The sequence below is a fragment of the Sphingobacterium sp. UBA865 genome (genome assembly GCF_002295765.1).
In the GTDB taxonomy this organism is placed as follows: domain Bacteria; phylum Bacteroidota; class Bacteroidia; order Sphingobacteriales; family Sphingobacteriaceae; genus Sphingobacterium; species Sphingobacterium multivorum.
The window spans coordinates 1-17021 of record NZ_DBGB01000012.1 but is presented as its reverse complement, the minus strand read 5'-3'; the positions used below and the strand labels follow the sequence as shown (position 1 = coordinate 17021).

The window sequence follows — 17021 nt, the reverse complement described above, 5'->3', positions numbered from 1 at the left end:
TTGTTTATAAATACTTAACAAAAGTTTAGTCTTACTTTTGATTGCGGACGATGAGGTCTGTTAACAAGTTTAGATGATGGAGTTAAACCAACGAATAAAACGACGCATAAATAGACTGGATGAGAAATCTGTGGCTATTGTTCTGGCTGTTACAGCATTTTTATGTTATACGAGTATGTATTCATTTAGAAAGTCATTTACGGCATCTGCCTTTGCAAATGATACTATTTTTGGTGTCGATTATAAAGTCTGTATGGTGGTCATTCAAATGCTGGGCTATTTGTTGTCAAAGTTCTATGGCATTAAATTTATTTCTGAAAGTAAACAACGTAATAGAGGACGGTATTTAATCGCATTGATTTGTATTTCATGGATAGGGCTTTTGGCATTTGCACTTTGTCCAAGGCCTTGGAATGTTGTCTTTCTTTTTATCAATGGTTTTCCATTGGGAATGGTTTGGGGATTGGTATTTAGTTATTTAGAAGGAAGGCGTTTTACAGAGATTATGGGGGCAGTAATGTCCGTGAGTCTGATTTTTGCTTCTGGACTGATAAAAACTGTTGGACGGTGGTTGATGTCTTCTTTTCATATTAATGAATTTTGGATGCCATTTTTGACGGGTTTACTTTTTTTTCTACCCTTTATTTTGTGCGTATGGATACTTGAAAATGCCCCAGAACCTACAACGGAGGATAAGAAGCTACGGACAGAACGCGTTGCAATGAACAGTCAAATGCGAAAACACTTTTTTAAAACCTTTATGCCCGGGATTGTATTGACTATTATCGTGTACACGATGCTTACTATTTTACGTGACGTGCGGGATAACTTTGAGGTAGAAATCTGGCAGATGTTACATGTAAAAGGAGCGGGTATTTTTGCAAAAGTTGATGGGACTATTTCCTTAATTGTATTGCTGTTGGTGAGTTGTCTTATCATGGTTAAAAACAATCTTAAAGCGTTTAAGTTGATTCACTATATGATCATTATGGGGTTCCTTACTGCAGGTATTTCTACCTATTTGTTTACGAGGCAATGGATTGATGGTTTAAGTTGGATGTTGCTTGTCGGTTTGGGGTTATATATGGCATACATTCCTTATAACGCTATATTTTTTGAAAGAATGATCGCTACATATCGTATGAAAAGTAATATTGGTTTTGTGATGTATATGGCTGATTCAATCGGCTATTTGGGTAGTTTTCTGATATTGGTGAACAAAGAGTTTATGCCAAATTCTGTTACCTGTGGAAATTACTTTATTCAATTGGTTTTTTCGGCGTCTATTATCGGAGCGATTTTGGGCATCTTCTCCCTACTTTATTTTATTCGAAAAAAAGAACAGATGAAAGAAAGCGACGATGAGTTGTTGGCTCCTTGGCATGCGACAAAAGGAGAAGTACAAATTAGTTAACTATACTTTTTTATGATATTCTATTTATAAAGATGAAAACAAATACATATGATTTAATTATTGTTGGGGGCGGGATTTTAGGGACCTTTCATGCCTATCATGCGTTACAAAAGGGGTTACGTGTGCTCCAACTCGAAAAGGATAATTTTCCCGTGGGATCTACCGTTCGTAATTTTGGACAAGTAGTGCCATCGGGGATGGCCGGTGAATGGTTTGATTATGGTGTACGTGGACTTGAAATATATCAATCTATTCAGCGGGAGATGGATATATCCGTTAGAAAAAATGGTAGTATCTATATTGCTTCAGATAATGATGAAGTTCAGGTACTTCATGAGTTATCTAAGCATTATCAAGCGAAAGGATATGAACATGAACTTTGGTCGAAGGAACAGGTTTTATTGAAATATCCTGTGATGAATGCTAGTTATGTTAAAGAGGCCATCTTTTTTCCGCAGGAACTCAGTGTAGAACCCGAGTCAATGATTAGACAGCTGCATATTTATATGCAAAATAAGTTTGTGGACTATACGTTGAAATACGATACGACAATTGTGGCCTGTGAGGATAAAAATGATGCTGTTGTTGTCACAAGCAGTACGTTGCAAAACTTTGAAGGGAAGAAATTGCTTATTTGCAATGGATACGAGTTTAAAATTTTATATCGTTCCTTATTTGACAATAGTGGACTTGAAATTAGCAAGTTGCAAATGATGCGAACGAAACCTTTGGCCCATATCCATTTGCCAGGGAATATTTTAACAGGACTGACCATTCGTCGATACGAGAGTTTTGAAGAATACTGCCCATCTTTTCAAACAATTCCATTGCCTGATCACTATCAGGAGCTACGCAATTATGGAATTCATATACTTTTTAAACAGGCCACGGATGGTAGTATTATTATCGGTGATTCGCACGAATATGCAGCGGGCAACAGACTTGATGAATTGGGCTTCGCTGTGAATTCCTATATCAATGAATTGATGATTACAGAAGCCAACCGTATCATGCCGATGGAGCGTGCCTCGATTTCATCCTCTTGGGCAGGTTATTATTCGCAGCACAAAGATCATATTCTTGAAATCGACGTTAGCTCAAAGATACATGTTAGAACCGGTATCGGAGGGAAGGGAATGACAGCAAGTGCCGGCTATGCCGAACAGAGTATTGAAAAACTTTTTTAACTTATACCTATCGCAGAGCCCCGCTATCACATTTAGCGGGGCTCTTTCGTTTTTAAGCTATTTTCTGGATCAATTTATCCAAATGCACTGTAGAATTAAAGTTCCCGCTTTCTTAATAAGGTAAAAACGATATAAAATTCAATTAGTAAATAACTAAATTATGAAGAAGGTGTATGGATAATCTTTTTATAGCACCAATTATTTTTGCAGTTGATTGTTCTTTATAAAACATTTATCTGAGCAATATTTCCTTATTGTTTAGGCGTTAAACAATGTTTTTATTAACTTCACGGTCACAATAAACCAGATCTAAATAGTAGAAGTGAATGGCAAATAATGTTTTTCCTGAAAATGAGTTAAGAAGGATAGAAAAATTAAAGTCCTATGAGTTAATGGGACTCGGGAAAGACCCTGAGCTGGATGTTTTTGCGCAGGCGGCCTGTCTGATTACAGATTGTCCCGCAGCGTTAATTGCCATGATGGAGCAAGACACACAACGTATTCAAAGTTGCGTTGGTATGGAGTTGGATACCGTTGACAGGAAGAATACAGTCTGTCAATACACCATAATGAGTAAGGAGGTCCTCGTCATTGAAGATACTTTTGAAGACCCACGCTCGTCTTCCAATCCATTGATTCGCGAGGGAAATATCCGTTTTTATGCCGGCGTTCCGCTCCTGGATGATGATGGCGATGCGCTTGGAACGATCTGTGTCATTGATTTCCATCCGAAAACGCTTTCGGATAAACAAAAAGACTCGTTGGAGGAGCTGGGCAAGGCAGTAACCAAAATATTATTGGGAAAAAAACGAAAAGTTCAGGCTGGTTATTTCTCCGAAATTTTTCACTTGACGAACAATATTATTTGTGTATTGGATGAGGCGCGCAAGGTAAAAGAAGTTAACCCCGCATTTAGTAAAGTCCTGGGATTGTCCAGGTCGAATAGTTTAGGCAAATCTATTTTTACCTTATTGGGAGATACTGAAAGGGAATTAGTGTCGGACTTAGGTCGGGTTGAGGAAACCAAATACGGCGTTCAATCAACGAGTAGGACTAAAATAGAGAATGGCCAAGTTGTTGAAATTGAATGGCATTTCAAATATGATCCAATAAATCATGATATTCTGGCTTTTGGCAGAAACGTAACAAAAGAGCGCGAAGAAAAACTCAAGTTGGAGAATTCTGAACGTAGATTCCGTAGCTTTTTTGAAAATGCGATCGGTCTGATGAGCATGCATGACTTGGACGGTAATATTCTATCCGTTAATGAAAAAGGAAGGGAGATATTGCGGTATGCCAAAGAAGAGGTAAAAGGACTTAACCTCAAGAAATTGGTGCCGTCTCATCATGTCGGTCTTGTTGAAGAATATCTCAAACGTATTGCAAGCAACAAAGAGGACTCGGGAATGATGGTTCTTCAAACAAAAGATGGTGAAGACATTTCTTGGCTATACCATAATATGTTGGAAACGGATGAAAATGGACGATCTTATGTTGTCAGTACGGCCTTGAATATGACGGATCGACTGCGCCTTGAAAATGATCTTTTGCATACCAAACAAATCCTGGAGCAGACCAATGCTGTCGCTCAGGTAGGCGGATGGGAGGTCAATTTAGCTGAAAACAAGGTTTATTGGTCCGACTCCACGAAGTTAATTCATGGTGTGGATCCTGATTTTACACCTGATTTTGAACATGCAATCGGATTTTATGAGCCAGAAAGCCAGGTTATTTTGCGTGGAATTTTTGAAAACGCCGTTAAAACAAGAACACCCTATGATACCGAATTGCGTCTATTAAAACAAGATGGTGAATCAATTTGGGTGCGGGTAAAAGGCATTCCCGAATTTGAAAATGATGTGTGTAAACGTGTTTTTGGAATTATTCAGGATATTGATAAAAGTAAATCGCTATTCTTGGAACTGGAACGCAAAGAATCTATGTTACGGGCTTTTGTGGATTATGTTCCTGCTTCGGTTGCTATGTTTGACCGAGACTTTAACTATATTTCGGTGAGTAATCAATGGTTGGAAGATTTTCACGAAGGAGTAAGTTTGCCGCCAAATAGTAACTTTTTTCAATTGTTTCCAAATATACCGGAAAATAGAAAAAAAATCTACCTTGATGCGCTGGAGGGAATACCGTATAAGAATACGGATGAAGTCATACAGGCTGGTGGACTTGCCGAAGCACAACATTTCAATTGGGAAGTAAGACCGTGGCATCTCGCTGATGGAAGTATAGGTGGGATCATTATTTTTACACAAAATATCACTGAATCGGTTAAAATAAATGATGAATTAAAATTAGCGAAAGAGTTGGCCGATCTGGCGAGTAAGGCAAAGTCCGAATTCCTCGCCAATATGAGTCACGAAATTCGAACACCATTGAACGGTGTGATTGGATTCTCCGATTTGTTATTAAAAACACCATTAAATGACACACAGTTACAATACTTAGGCTATATCAATGAATCTGGAAATAGCTTACTCAATATTATTAATGATATTTTAGACTTTTCAAAAATCGAATCCGGTAAGCTTGAATTATTTGTCGATAAGTATAATGTATATGATGTAGCGAATCAGGTTATTAATGTTGTTCTCTATCAAGCACAACGCAAAGAAGTCGAACTGCTTTTGAACATTGAACAGGGGCTGCCGGCTTTTGTTTGGATTGATGAGGCACGTATTAAGCAAGTATTGGTGAATCTATTAGGTAACGCCGTTAAGTTTACGGAAAAAGGTGAGATTGAATTTAAGATCAGTAAACTTCGCAACGATGAGGATAAATTGACCTTACGTTTTTCGGTTAGAGATACGGGGATAGGAATTCCACCAGAGAAACAACAACGCATCTTTGATGCCTTTACACAAGAAGATAGCTCCGTCAGTAAACGATACGGCGGCACGGGACTAGGCTTGACAATCTCCAACAACCTCCTGAAATACATGGGTAGTAAATTGAATCTGGAAAGCGAACTGGGCGTCGGATCGACGTTCTATTTTGATATCGAGGTCCGATGCGAAGAAATGGAGGAGGAAGATACAGACTTACCGTTAAATCGTGTCCTCGTTGTCGATGACAATGCTAATAATCGGATTATCCTTCAACATATGTTGGCCTATAAAAATGTTGAGTCTGTCCTCGCAGAAAACGGTATGGAAGCCTTACAGTTGCTGATGAAAGGTGAACGATTCGATGTGATTTTAATGGACTATCATATGCCTATCTTATCGGGTCTGGAAACGATAGAAAAGATTAAGGAACTCTTTAGAAAACAAGAAGAAGGCATTCCATTGATTGTATTACATACTTCCTCGGAAGAGCATGAGGTGATTTCTGCATTTAGACAGGAGGAGCGGTCATTCTGTCTACTTAAGCCGATTAAATCTGAAGAACTGTATTCGACTTTAAGAAGGGCGATACAACAAAATAGGGAAGATGCTGTGCAAGTAAAGGCGAATGCAAACTTATCGTTATCATCAGAATCGTACGGTCAAGACGTTCAGGTGCTCTTGGCAGACGACAATGCCGTTAACATGGCGCTTAATTTACGCATGATGGCTAGCATCATGCCTGGCGCCCAGTTAACCGAAGTTTCTGACGGAGCCCAAGCCATTCGTGCTTGCAAAGAGAAACAATTTGATTTTATTTTGATGGATGTTCAGATGCCCGAGGTCGATGGTATTGAAGCAACCAAGCAGATCCGGCAAATGTCCTCCTATGCTGAGACACCTATTATCGGTGTTACTGCCGGTAATATTTCAGGCGAAAAGGAACGCTGTCTGGAAGCGGGAATGTCAGACTTTCTAGCTAAACCTATTCGTCAACAGGATTTATTCAAGGCCTTGGAAAAAGCCATGTTATCGGTTAAACCCAGTGCTGCCGAAGCCTCGGATCTGGAAGATTTGGACGAGCATCTGGATATGCGAAGGCTGGAAGAACAGGCTGGCGATGATCCCGCATTTTTAACCTTTTTTCTGGATTTGGTCGTCCGGGAAATAAAGGGGTCTAGAAAGCAGTTAAAGGAGGCCATTGATACAAACGATATTGTACGCATCAAAGAACTCCTTCATAAGTTGCGGGGAACTTCATCGACAGCCGGACTTATTAAATTGGCTCAAATGACCAAGGACCTTGAGATCAGCCCAACGATTGAAACAGACCTTGCGATCGCTTTTGTGGCCATCGAACAAGAAATGGATATCGGATTGGAATTAATTGCAAAAATCTTAAATAAATAATGATATGTTGATTTTAATAGCGGAAGACGACGAATTGATACTACGTACTGTTGAACACAAATTAGTGAAAGAAGGACACGAAGTGGTGCTGACCAGAAATGGCCGTGAAGCCATCGAGAAAATTAATGAACTGAATTTGGATTTAGTTGTAACGGATATTATGATGCCCTTTGCTTCTGGTATTGAAATTCTTTCGGCAATAAAGAGTATCGGAAAGAAAATCCCGGTTATTGTATTATCGAGTATGGGCCAAGAGGAGGTCGTGGTGGATGCATTTGATTTAGGCGCATCTGATTTTATGGTTAAGCCATTTAGTCCAAACGAACTGATTCTTAGGATAAAACGCCTGATAAATAAATAAAATTATGCACCACCATATCGAGCTACATGAGCTTATTCTGGCGATTGTTATCGTATTGATTTTAGTACTATTATTGATTATCACAGTACTGGGATACAGCTTTTATAGCTATAGAATCCTTCATAATAGGCAATCTTGGCGACAGATCATCGAGTACAAAATTATGGAAACTATAGTAGGTGGCGATGAGAATGGCGATCGAGACCTGGAGTTTGCGAAATACCTGAAGGAACCTTCTTTTCGGGCTCTTTTTTTGGATGTATTAGTTGACTCGGATCGAAAATTTTCTGGTGGAGCGAAACAATCGATCAATAGGTTGTTTCATGATTTTAAATTGGAGGATGAGGCTTGGCGAAAGCTTCGGCATAGAAAAGCTTATCTGGTTGCGGGTGGGGTTCAAGAGCTTGCCGCGATGAATGTTGAACCGGCAATCCCTGAGATAACAGCCAAGCTTAATGATCCCCGTACTACGGTATATCAAGAAGCACAATATGCGATCGTAAGTTTTAAGGGATATGAGGGACTTGGTTTTTTGGACCATTTCGATCGTCCCTTATCTGACTGGCAACAATTGCGTTTATTGTTTTCTATTCATGAAATACCCGAGCTTTCGGAGTTACATGTGGATACCTGGCTTAAGAGTTCAAATGATTCTGTCGTCGTATTTACATTGCGTTTGATCCGAAAATTTAGATTGATGACTTTTTATACCGAAGTTTTTAGCCTATTGGATCATCCATCTACGAAGGTTCGTGTACAAGCCATACGAACGTTGCAGGCTATTGAGAACAGTGGGACAATTCAGCAATTTATGCAAAATTTTGATCTGCAACCAATAGAAGTTCAGATCGAAATCCTTAAAGCAATGAAGATTGCCAAAAGTAGAGAAAGTGAGTATTTTCTAAAGGATCAACTGTGGAATCATAACCAAGTGTCAATTAAAATTTCTGCAGCAGAAGTACTCGTTGTACTGGGCGAAGAACAGTATTTGCGCGAGATTTCACAACGTGAAGATACATACGACGAACTTACACAAATTATTAAACACGCTTTGCAAGAGAAAAAATGTTAGAGTTTTCCCATATCGTATACGAAATTATAGTTTGGTTATTTTTGCTTTATTCGGCAGCAGTATTCATTATCTATACTTGGATAGGGCTATACGCTTATGGAGCGGTGTTTCGTTACAAACACAATAATACATTTACGGATTATAGTATTATTGCCACCAACCCCAACGCGCCAACATTCAGTCTGATTGCGCCAGCATACAATGAAGGGATGACCATCGTTGAAAACGTACGTTCATTATTGTCGCTGTATTATCATAATCTGGAAATTATTATCGTTAATGATGGTAGTAAAGACGACTCAATTTTGAAATTGATAGCTTCTTATGAACTTGAACCAACGTCCTTTTTTGTTCAGGGAACTATTGAGACCAAGGATATAAGGGGGATCTATAAGAGCAAAAATCCAGCTTTTAAGAAGCTGATTGTTGTTGACAAGGAAAACGGCGGTAAGGCTGATGCGCTCAATGTCGGCGTTAATATTTCTTCGGGAGATTATATCGTCTGTATTGATGTGGACTGCATTTTGGAACAGGATGCTATTCTAAAATTAGCAAAGCCATTTTTGGAGCAGACCGACAAACGGGTTATAGCCTGTGGCGGAGTTATACGTTTGGCTAATAACTGTAATGTCGTGAACGGTTCGGTGGTCGACGTTAATCTACCAAAATCATGGTTGGGACGTACGCAGGCTTTGGAGTATATCCGCGCTTTTATTTTAGGCCGTATGGCTTGGTCCAGGGCTTCGGGATTAATTCTTATTTCCGGGGCATTTGGCGCTTTTGACCGGGAGATTGTATTAGCGTGCGGGGGCTATGACCGAAATACGGTGGGAGAAGACATGGAACTCGTTGTTCGTATGCGCCGCTATATGGAGGAGCAAAAGCAAGCCTACGAGGTGGTCAACATTCCTGATCCATTGTGCTGGACGGAAGTACCCGAGTCAAAAGAAGTATTGCGTAAGCAGCGCAATCGTTGGATGCGGGGCACGATGGAAACCTTATGGAAACATCGAAAACTCATGTTCAATCCCAAATACGGCCGTTTTGGTATGCTCAGTATGCCTTATTGGTTTTTCTTTGAATTCTTGGGACCCATTGTCGAATTTACGGGCTATATTGTTTTTCTAATCTTTTTAATTCTAGGAATAATCAATTGGCCATTTTTCGTTGCACTATTTGCACTGGTGATTGCTTCCGGAATTTTGTATTCGATCTATGCCATCTTGGTTGATCTTGTTAGCCATCAGGTTTATTCGAAGAAACGAGATCTTTCCACCCTGATAACTACCGCGATACTAGAACCTTTATACTTTCATCCCATTGTTGTTAAAGCTGGGGTACAGGGGGTTGTTGATTACTTTCGCAAGCAGCATGGCTGGGGAGAAATGACACGGCAAGGCTTTCAACAAAAAGATGCCAATGAGTCGGTTTGGAAATACCTTGGTCAGCGATTAACTCTGTCGTTACAGAGCTTAGGACCTGTTATGTTGGTTGTCTTTGCCTTGTATATGTTATCTGTTGGTGTCGAGTGGTGGTGGTACGGTCGTCGATTTTCTCAGCTTTCGGAGTCACATGCCGGGAAATACCTGTTTTTGGATAACATCTTGTTTATCTTTCAATCCTTGGCCTGTTTGGGAATCGGCTATTTATTGCTTCAGTTCATCAGCAGTTTTTGGGCAAGACTTCTTATGGTCATATCGTTCTCGTTTATTGTCGTTATGCAATTCATCTTGTTTTTGTATTTTGGCGAATCGAGAAATTTGCTTGGGGCTGATATGTTCTATTACAGTTCGGAAGAGATGAAGCAAATTTTGGAGGCCAGTGGTATGTTGAGTTTTACCAATATTGCTTTACTTTTATTATTGATCGTAATTTCTTGGGTTCCCCTTTGGGTAGCCAATAAACAGACATTCAAAAAGGCTTATGCGAGTATTGCACTGTTATCTTTGGGGATCATATCGTTTTTTGTCTCCTCGGCTTCGCTTTTGGGGGGGAGCTCCGAAAAAGATGAATTCGTCGCCAACGCAAGCCGGAGTAAGTGGCGTTATTTTTTCGATTCCAATTTTACTAATTACGTGGATGAGCACCCTGGGATGCTCGCTATGTTCAATAAAGACGACGATGATGCAAAAGTGGTAGATACTAAATTTCCCTTTTTGAAAAAAGAGGATACTAAAGATTTCCTAGGGGCATACATGCAGAAAACGGCGAAAGTACCCAATTTGGTCATTCTTGTTATCGAGGGTTTAGGACATGCCTATAGTGCTGAAAATGGCTATATTGGCAACTTTACACCTTTTATAGGTACATTGAAGCAACAGTCTTTGTATTGGGATAATAATATGAGTTCCTCGGGTCGGACATTTTCCGTTTTGCCGACCATAACAGGTTCGTTGCCTTTTGCAACACATGGATTCCTGGAACAAGACACCTTGCCTGACAACTTTAATCTATTTAATATTCTGAAGAGTAATGGATTCAATACTGGGTTTTTCTATGGCGGTCATTCTAATTTTGATTTCATGAAAAAGTTCATGGATTATAATAAAATAGATATGCTCATGGACCAAGCCACATTCGGACCTCCTTATAAAAAATTGCCCGAAAAGGGTGGGGAGAGCTGGGGATATGAAGATCAAGCTGTCTTTAGCAAACTTCTTGAAGTACAGAAGGTACAGGAACACCCTTATTTCCATGTTCTTTTGACACTATCAACCCATAATCCGTTTTTGATTAATAATGCGGCTCATTATGAGCAACTATTTGATCAACGTATCGCAACATTGAACCTTACACCCGAACAAAAAAAGTGGGCTTTGGAAAACCGTACCCAGCTTGTTTCGGTGCTGAATCTGGATGATGCGATGGAGCAGTTCTTTAATGAATATAAAAAGAGACCAGATTTTGCAAATACTATTTTTGTCATAACTGGGGACCACGCGATGCCTGAGATACCCTTGCAAAGCAAAATCGATCGTTATCATGTTCCACTGTTGATTTATTCACCACTTTTGAAAGGGCCAAAGACTTTTCATCATTTTGTTAGCCATTTTGATGTCGCCCCTTCCATATTGGCCTACTATCGCGAGAATTTTGGGATGAAAACTCCTACACAAGTTACCTGGATCGGTCAGGGGCTTGACAAGGGCACTTCAGCTCAGGGTGATGGCATTGCCATGATGCAGAGTAAAAATCAATTGATAGATTTTGTAAAGGGCAGTTACCATCTTTCCGATGGACAACTGTATAAATTGGATGGAATACTCAATGAAGATGCCACCGCGGATAATGCGAAAGAAGAATTGTCCAAGCGCTTTGAACTATTTAAGCGCAAGAACAAACTCTTTTATACCCAGAAGCGACTTCTTCCAGACAGTGTGTATACAAATTACTTTAATAGAACAAAGAAGAACTAGAATTTTCGAATATAACCAAGGATGATGTCCAATTGATTTCCTTTCTCTTTTGGCCTGAATTCTTGGTTATAATAGGTGCCCGAAATTGAAAATAGGTTACTTTGTTTCACCGAGAAGTTATACTCGGCACCTACTTTGAATGTCTTTAATTTATAGGAAGCGTTGTCCAATAGATTATTTCGGTTTTCTTCGGGGCTCAGACCCGTTCCGGCACTAAATCCGAAGTAATCGTTTGCTCCTTTTGTATAATAGCGGACTGTTCCGGTATAGGATTGGGAAATATTCTTTTCGCCCGGTGTAAGATAAGTCCTCAGATTGAACCAAAAGTTTTGGTAATATTTTCCTACTGAAGCCGTGTACATCCAGATGTTGTCACTAAAATAAAGCTGACGATATCCGATCTCTCCCTCAAAGCTGTTCGGAAGATTGGCATAGAGAGACACGCCAGTTCTATATTTCGCAAAAATCCCCACATTATTGGAGTATCCAGCACCCACGTAGAGGTAAAATATCTTTGAAAGACGCGGATAAGCCTCCATCTCGAATTGTACGCCGTTTTCTGCAAATTTATTTGCATAGTTGGTCCTGAAAATAACTGACCCTATGGGGGTTGCCCGCTTATAACTTAAGCCGACAATGTGCCAATTATGATCAAACTGTTTGTCAAAATAGACGAAGTTGTAGGTCAGACCGATTGCGTTTTTAGCCGTATATTCTTCAATACTTTTTGCCAGTGCTCGAGCTTCTGTGTTTTTAGGATTAATTGCCAATAAACTATGAATTGCCTTTTCGGCAGCTTCATAATGATCGTTGCCATAACTAATTTTACCTTTTAACAGAAGTAGATCCTGCGACTGCGGATGTAGGCTAAGCCCTTTGTCTGTAATTGCAATAGCTTTGTCAGTCTGATCATTCCAATATTCCAATGAGGCATAGGCTAAAAAGAAATCTTCATCACTTGTATTCTTTTTGTCCAGTTCTGTGAAGATGGTTCTTGCCGAATCAATTTTATCCGACCAGGTATAAAGCCGCCCGAGAAAGATGCTAATATCGGTGTAATCCGGTGCTTGAAGTAGCGCCTGTTTGGATAATTGAATGGCTTGCGGATAATCTTTTGAATCAAAGGCTACCTTTCGCGCTTTTACAAAGAGATCGTCAGCAGTGAGTTTCGTCTCTTGCGCAATTGAAAATAAGGGTAATAAAGAGAGGGAGAGTAATGGATAAATTACTTTTTTCATTCCAGATCGTAAAGTTGACATTTAAGCTTGCTAATATATAAACTAAAATTAGCAAATTTTGTTTGTCTGCTTTTGTTTTAAAATAAATTTTTGAGCTCTTTTAAAGCGTTCTATCTCTTTTTGCGGAACGCCTTCCGAAATAATCCTTAGAAGGAGAGTTTCGAAAAACGCCAATGGAATGTGTCAACAACCGTTAACTGGTTGCTGTCTACGGGTAATCCGGTTACTATTTTAAGCACCTGCATGGCCATCATACTGCCGATAATACCGGGTAAAGGACCCAGCACCCCATTTTTATCGCAATTTGGAACCTGTTCCGGATCGGGGGGCGTTGGAAAGATATCCAATAGGTTTTTACTACCCTGATAGTTAAAGACAGCCAGCTGTCCTTCAAAACCATAGATGCTACCGTACACCAAAGGTTTATCGAGTTGTAGGCACGTATGATTAAGCAGGTAGCGTGTCGGAAAGTTATCACAGCAATCGACAATGATATGATAGGGAGCGAGCAATGCTAGCGCGTTGTCTGCATCTATTTTTACCTGAAAGGGCTCAAAATCAATTGTGCTATTGTGCTGCAGTATATAGGCTGTGGCACTTTCTGTTTTTGCCTGGTGTATATTATCTTCGGAATGAATGATCTGTCTATTTAGATTGTGGATTTCAACCCTGTCAAAATCAACCAGGCCAAGTTTCCCTATACCGGCCGCGGCTAAATATTGAACGACAGGGCTCCCGAGTCCGCCCGCACCGACGACCAATACCTTGGCATCCATAATCTTCCGTTGTCCGGCAACGCCGATCTCTTCAATAAAAATCTGTCTGCTATAGCGATCAAAAATGTTATTTTTCATGTATTTAACGTACTATACCGGCATAATTGCTCTCCCAGTCTTTCATCACTGGAGAATAGCCCATCTTTCGGATTTGATTTTTTATTGTTTCCATATCTCTTTCATCACTTACTTCAAATTGTTCCAAAGCTTGCGGATCAACAACATAGCCTCCCGGATTGGTCTTTGAAGCGGCACTCATGGTCGTTACGCCAATAGGTATGATATGATCCCTGAAGGTTTCGTTCTCTCGGGTGGAAATGGAGATTTCTAAATTTTCATTCCACAGGCGGTATGCACAGATCAACTGCAGTAGATCGCGGTCTGCCAAATGAAAATTTGGCTCAACAGAACCTGCGGCTGGTCGCAGGCGTGGAAAGGAAATCGAATAGCGTGTTTGCCAATATCGTTTTTGTAAATAGGCGATGTGTGCCGCGGTGAAAAAGCTGTCCACCCGCCAGTCCTCCAGCCCAAGTAATACGCCCAGTCCGATTTTATGGATTCCCGCCCGGCCTATACGGTCAGGCGTATCCAAACGATAATCAAAATTGGACTTTTTTCCTTTCGGATGATATTGTTTGTAAACTTCGCGATGGTAGGTTTCCTGATAGACCAATATTGCATAGACTCCGGCTGCCTGCAGTAATCGGTACTCGGATTCTTCCAATGGCTGTACTTCAATGGATATCTGTGAAAAATGAGGTTTTAAAAGCCGAATAGCATTTAGGAAATAAGTGATCTCGACAGTTTTGTTGGCTTCTCCGCTGACCAGTAAGATATGATTGATTCCCATGGCTTTGAGTGCCATTGCTTCCAGTAATAGTTCGGTGTTGCTCAGTGTTTTGCGTTTGATTTTATTGTCCATGCTAAAACCGCAATATGTACAGATGTTTTGGCACTCATTGCTCAGGTAAAGCGGGGCATAGAGCTGTATGGTTTTACCGAAACGACGTTGCGTGATTTGTTGGGTTTTTTGTGCCATTTGCTCCAGATATGGTGCTGCAGCCGGTGAGATGAGCGCTCTAAAGTCAGAGAGCGTTAAATGGTCTTTTTCTAACGCATGTTGTACATCCTGATCGGTAGCGTCATAAATCTGTGCATGGACCTCATCCCAGGAGTATTCATCGCGTATCATTTTGAAATCTGTCATAGTGAATTATCAGTCAAATAAAAATGAAGTTAGGGGGCTCGAAGCGATTGCGTGGGAGCCTATCTTTCCCAATCCGGCCTCATAAGCTTTCCGTCCAGCGATAACGGCCTCTCTGAAAGCTTCGGCCATACGTATCGGATTATTAGAGACTGCAATTGCCGTATTGACAAGCACCGCATCAGCTCCGATTTCCATGGCTTTAGCGGCATCGGAAGGCGCTCCGATTCCAGCGTCTACGACCACTGGGACATTACTTTCCTCAATAATAATTTCGAGAAAGTCCAAGGTACGCAGCCCTTTATTGCTTCCAATAGGGGCACCTAAAGGCATAACGACAGCTGTGCCTGCATTTTCTAAACGTTTACAAAGTACCGGGTCTGCGTGAATATAGGGCATGACGACGAAACCCAATTTAGCAAGTGATTCGGTTGCGCGTAAGGTTTCAATAGGATCGGGCAGCAGATAACGTGGGTCGGGATGAATTTCCAATTTCACCCAGTTTGTTTCCAGTGCTTCGCGAGCAAGTTGAGCCGCAAGTACTGCTTCTTCAGCTGTTCGTGCTCCCGAAGTATTGGGAAGCAAATGGATTGCCGCCAGATCGAGCGCGCTGATGAGGCTGTCGTCTGAGCCGGTCTGGTCGATTCGTTTGAGGGCGACGGTGACCAATTGGGAAGCCGAAGCCACAATGGCATCGCTCATTTCCGTGAGATTACCGAATTTGCCCGTACCGAGAAATAATCTGGATTCAAATACGCGATCGGCTATATGTAGGTTGCTCATAGTAAAATTTTATTGATGGATGAAACAATGTTTGGAGTCTTGGTTACGATTCCCGAGAGTGCTACACCGTAGACGCCAATTTCTAATAGATGTTGGATATCTTCAAGTTGGCTTATACCGCCAATTGCGAATATTGGAATAGGGGTTAGGCCTTCTCGGCGGACTTGTTGGATGATGTTTTCATATCCTGCAATCCCCAGTAGGGGACTTAGTTTTTGTTTTGTCGTGGTATAGTTGAATGGCCCGAGCCCGATATAGTCACAATGTTCACTTATTCTTTGCTTTACATTGGCAAAGCTATTGGCTGTACCGCCGATTATTTTTCCTGCACCCAATAGGTGCCGGGCAGCTGCTACACTGCAGTCGTCCAGTCCCAAGTGCACCCCATCAGCGTCTACAGCCGCTGCAAGCGCAGGATGGTCATTGATGATACAGCTGGCACCAAATTCGGAACAAGCCTGCCTGATCTCTTCGGCGAGCGCATAAAGATCTTTTTCCTCGGCTTCCTTCCATCGGATCTGTATCCATTTGGCCCCCGAATCCAGCGCTTTCAGCATGTTGTTTTTTTGTTCCCTTATAGTTTTACCTTGTGAGATATATTGGAGTCTTTCCATAGTTTTTGTTTGCATGCAATAAAATTTTGAATAGGATCCCGATGTTTCCATAAAGTGCCATATAAGGCAATTCCATCTGCACCTTGCTGCATCGGAATAAGACAGTTGTCTTGGTTTATCCCTCCAAGACCGATGAGACGAACAGCAAAGTTGGCGCGTGACGGGAGTTGACCTAGTCTTGCATTATGCGTTCCATACCCCACTTTTGAGATGCTCGGAAATAATGGACTGAAAAAAGCATAGGCCCAACGTTCATCAAGGCTATTGAATTGATCAATATCATGCACAGATGTTGAACAGATTGTTGTAGGCCCCAGTTGATTTGCAGATTCATGCAGTCTACTTTTATCGTTCAGGTGGATTCGTGCAATCCCAAGCTCAGCCGATAGATGCGCATGTGAGTGTAGAACCAATCTGTCGCGGTATATAGGAGCTATAGTTTCTATATATCGCGACATTTGTAAGTCTGTAAAATGATACTTACGCAAATGCAGAATATCAAGACCTTCTTTAAACAACGCTGCTATAATCGCCTGTTCAGAACGGATTGTTTCTGCTGCTGTCAATGCAATAATCATGAATAGATCTCTTTTCCTTGTGCGATGAATTCCTGTGATTTTTCCAGCATCCCCTGGGCGGCACTATCCCTGATTTCCTGCGTTATTTTCATCGAGCAAAATTTGGGACCGCACATGGAGCAGAAGTGCGC

At 40.9% G+C, this 17021-nt stretch carries 12 protein-coding genes and 1 pseudogene; 6 read left to right on the top strand and 7 right to left on the bottom strand.

The window, feature by feature from the left end:
• The first annotated feature begins 73 nt into the window (after positions 1 to 73).
• The 6 genes from B2O97_RS05450 to B2O97_RS05425 all read left to right on the top strand — a co-directional run bounded on the left by B2O97_RS05450 (position 74) and on the right by B2O97_RS05425 (position 11697).
• Positions 74 to 1414 carry a DUF5690 family protein gene (locus B2O97_RS05450; protein ID WP_286767074.1) on the top strand — a complete coding sequence of 447 codons (1341 nt, stop codon included), beginning with the start codon at positions 74 to 76 and terminating at the stop codon, positions 1412 to 1414.
• A 32-nt stretch (positions 1415 to 1446) separates the two neighbouring features.
• Positions 1447 to 2601, top strand: coding sequence for a TIGR03364 family FAD-dependent oxidoreductase (locus B2O97_RS05445; RefSeq protein ID WP_112376237.1), 1155 nt, complete (start codon positions 1447 to 1449; stop codon positions 2599 to 2601).
• Positions 2602 to 2927: 326 nt separating this feature from the next.
• Complete coding sequence (locus B2O97_RS05440) at positions 2928 to 6848, top strand: response regulator (RefSeq protein WP_286767073.1); 3921 nt, start codon at positions 2928 to 2930, stop codon at positions 6846 to 6848.
• A 4-nt stretch (positions 6849 to 6852) separates the two neighbouring features.
• Positions 6853 to 7209 (top strand): response regulator transcription factor, encoded by a 357-nt coding sequence (locus B2O97_RS05435; RefSeq protein WP_070570518.1) that lies wholly within the window; start codon positions 6853 to 6855, stop codon positions 7207 to 7209.
• 4 nt (positions 7210 to 7213) lie between these two features.
• Positions 7214 to 8281, top strand: coding sequence for a hypothetical protein (locus B2O97_RS05430; RefSeq protein ID WP_286767072.1), 1068 nt, complete (start codon positions 7214 to 7216; stop codon positions 8279 to 8281).
• On the top strand, positions 8275 to 11697 hold the full coding sequence (locus tag B2O97_RS05425; protein WP_286767071.1) for a sulfatase-like hydrolase/transferase: 3423 nt from the start codon (positions 8275 to 8277) through the stop codon (positions 11695 to 11697). Before B2O97_RS05430 ends, B2O97_RS05425 begins: the two co-directional genes overlap by 7 nt.
• On the opposite strand, the gene B2O97_RS05420 is transcribed toward B2O97_RS05425, so the two are convergent.
• From B2O97_RS05420 to B2O97_RS05390, 7 genes and pseudogenes are all read right to left on the bottom strand, one after another.
• Positions 11694 to 12935, bottom strand: coding sequence for a YaiO family outer membrane beta-barrel protein (locus B2O97_RS05420; protein ID WP_286767070.1), 1242 nt, complete (start codon positions 12933 to 12935; stop codon positions 11694 to 11696). The two genes, B2O97_RS05425 and B2O97_RS05420, sit on opposite strands and share 4 nt — an antisense overlap.
• A 146-nt stretch (positions 12936 to 13081) precedes the next feature.
• Entirely contained in the window at positions 13082 to 13789 is a 708-nt protein-coding gene (locus B2O97_RS05415) for a HesA/MoeB/ThiF family protein (protein WP_286767069.1), read from the bottom strand.
• A gap of 4 nt (positions 13790 to 13793) precedes the next feature.
• Complete coding sequence (gene thiH / locus B2O97_RS05410; protein ID WP_070570527.1) at positions 13794 to 14918, bottom strand: 2-iminoacetate synthase ThiH; 1125 nt, start codon at positions 14916 to 14918, stop codon at positions 13794 to 13796.
• Between the two features lie 9 nt (positions 14919 to 14927).
• The gene (locus B2O97_RS05405) at positions 14928 to 15698 is read right to left on the bottom strand and encodes a thiazole synthase (protein ID WP_286766878.1); all 771 of its coding nucleotides are present in this window, start codon (positions 15696 to 15698) and stop codon (positions 14928 to 14930) included.
• Positions 15695 to 16327 carry a thiamine phosphate synthase gene (thiE, locus tag B2O97_RS05400; RefSeq protein ID WP_286766877.1) on the bottom strand — a complete coding sequence of 211 codons (633 nt, stop codon included), beginning with the start codon at positions 16325 to 16327 and terminating at the stop codon, positions 15695 to 15697. Before thiE ends, B2O97_RS05405 begins: the two co-directional genes overlap by 4 nt.
• Entirely contained in the window at positions 16273 to 16890 is a 618-nt protein-coding gene (locus tag B2O97_RS05395) for a thiamine phosphate synthase (protein WP_112376242.1), read from the bottom strand. The genes thiE and B2O97_RS05395 overlap by 55 nt, the downstream gene beginning before the upstream one ends.
• Positions 16887 to 17021 (bottom strand): annotated as a pseudogene (locus tag B2O97_RS05390) (thiamine biosynthesis protein ThiC); the annotation flags it as partial. The gene B2O97_RS05395 and the pseudogene B2O97_RS05390, both read right to left, overlap by 4 nt.

Bases quoted from the DNA above. Each gene is read 5' to 3' on its own strand.
- B2O97_RS05450 (WP_286767074.1), top strand. From the start codon at position 74: ATGATGGAGTTAAACCAACGAATAAAACGACGCATAAATAGACTGGAT.
- B2O97_RS05445 (WP_112376237.1), top strand. From the start codon at position 1,447: ATGAAAACAAATACATATGATTTAATTATTGTTGGGGGCGGGATTTTA.
- B2O97_RS05440 (WP_286767073.1), top strand. From the start codon at position 2,928: ATGGCAAATAATGTTTTTCCTGAAAATGAGTTAAGAAGGATAGAAAAA.
- B2O97_RS05435 (WP_070570518.1), top strand. From the start codon at position 6,853: ATGTTGATTTTAATAGCGGAAGACGACGAATTGATACTACGTACTGTT.
- B2O97_RS05430 (WP_286767072.1), top strand. From the start codon at position 7,214: ATGCACCACCATATCGAGCTACATGAGCTTATTCTGGCGATTGTTATC.
- B2O97_RS05425 (WP_286767071.1), top strand. From the start codon at position 8,275: ATGTTAGAGTTTTCCCATATCGTATACGAAATTATAGTTTGGTTATTT.
- B2O97_RS05420 (WP_286767070.1), bottom strand. From the start codon at position 12,935: ATGAAAAAAGTAATTTATCCATTACTCTCCCTCTCTTTATTACCCTTA.
- B2O97_RS05415 (WP_286767069.1), bottom strand. From the start codon at position 13,789: ATGAAAAATAACATTTTTGATCGCTATAGCAGACAGATTTTTATTGAA.
- thiH (WP_070570527.1), bottom strand. From the start codon at position 14,918: ATGACAGATTTCAAAATGATACGCGATGAATACTCCTGGGATGAGGTC.
- B2O97_RS05405 (WP_286766878.1), bottom strand. From the start codon at position 15,698: ATGAGCAACCTACATATAGCCGATCGCGTATTTGAATCCAGATTATTT.
- thiE (WP_286766877.1), bottom strand. From the start codon at position 16,327: ATGCAAACAAAAACTATGGAAAGACTCCAATATATCTCACAAGGTAAA.
- B2O97_RS05395 (WP_112376242.1), bottom strand. From the start codon at position 16,890: ATGATTATTGCATTGACAGCAGCAGAAACAATCCGTTCTGAACAGGCG.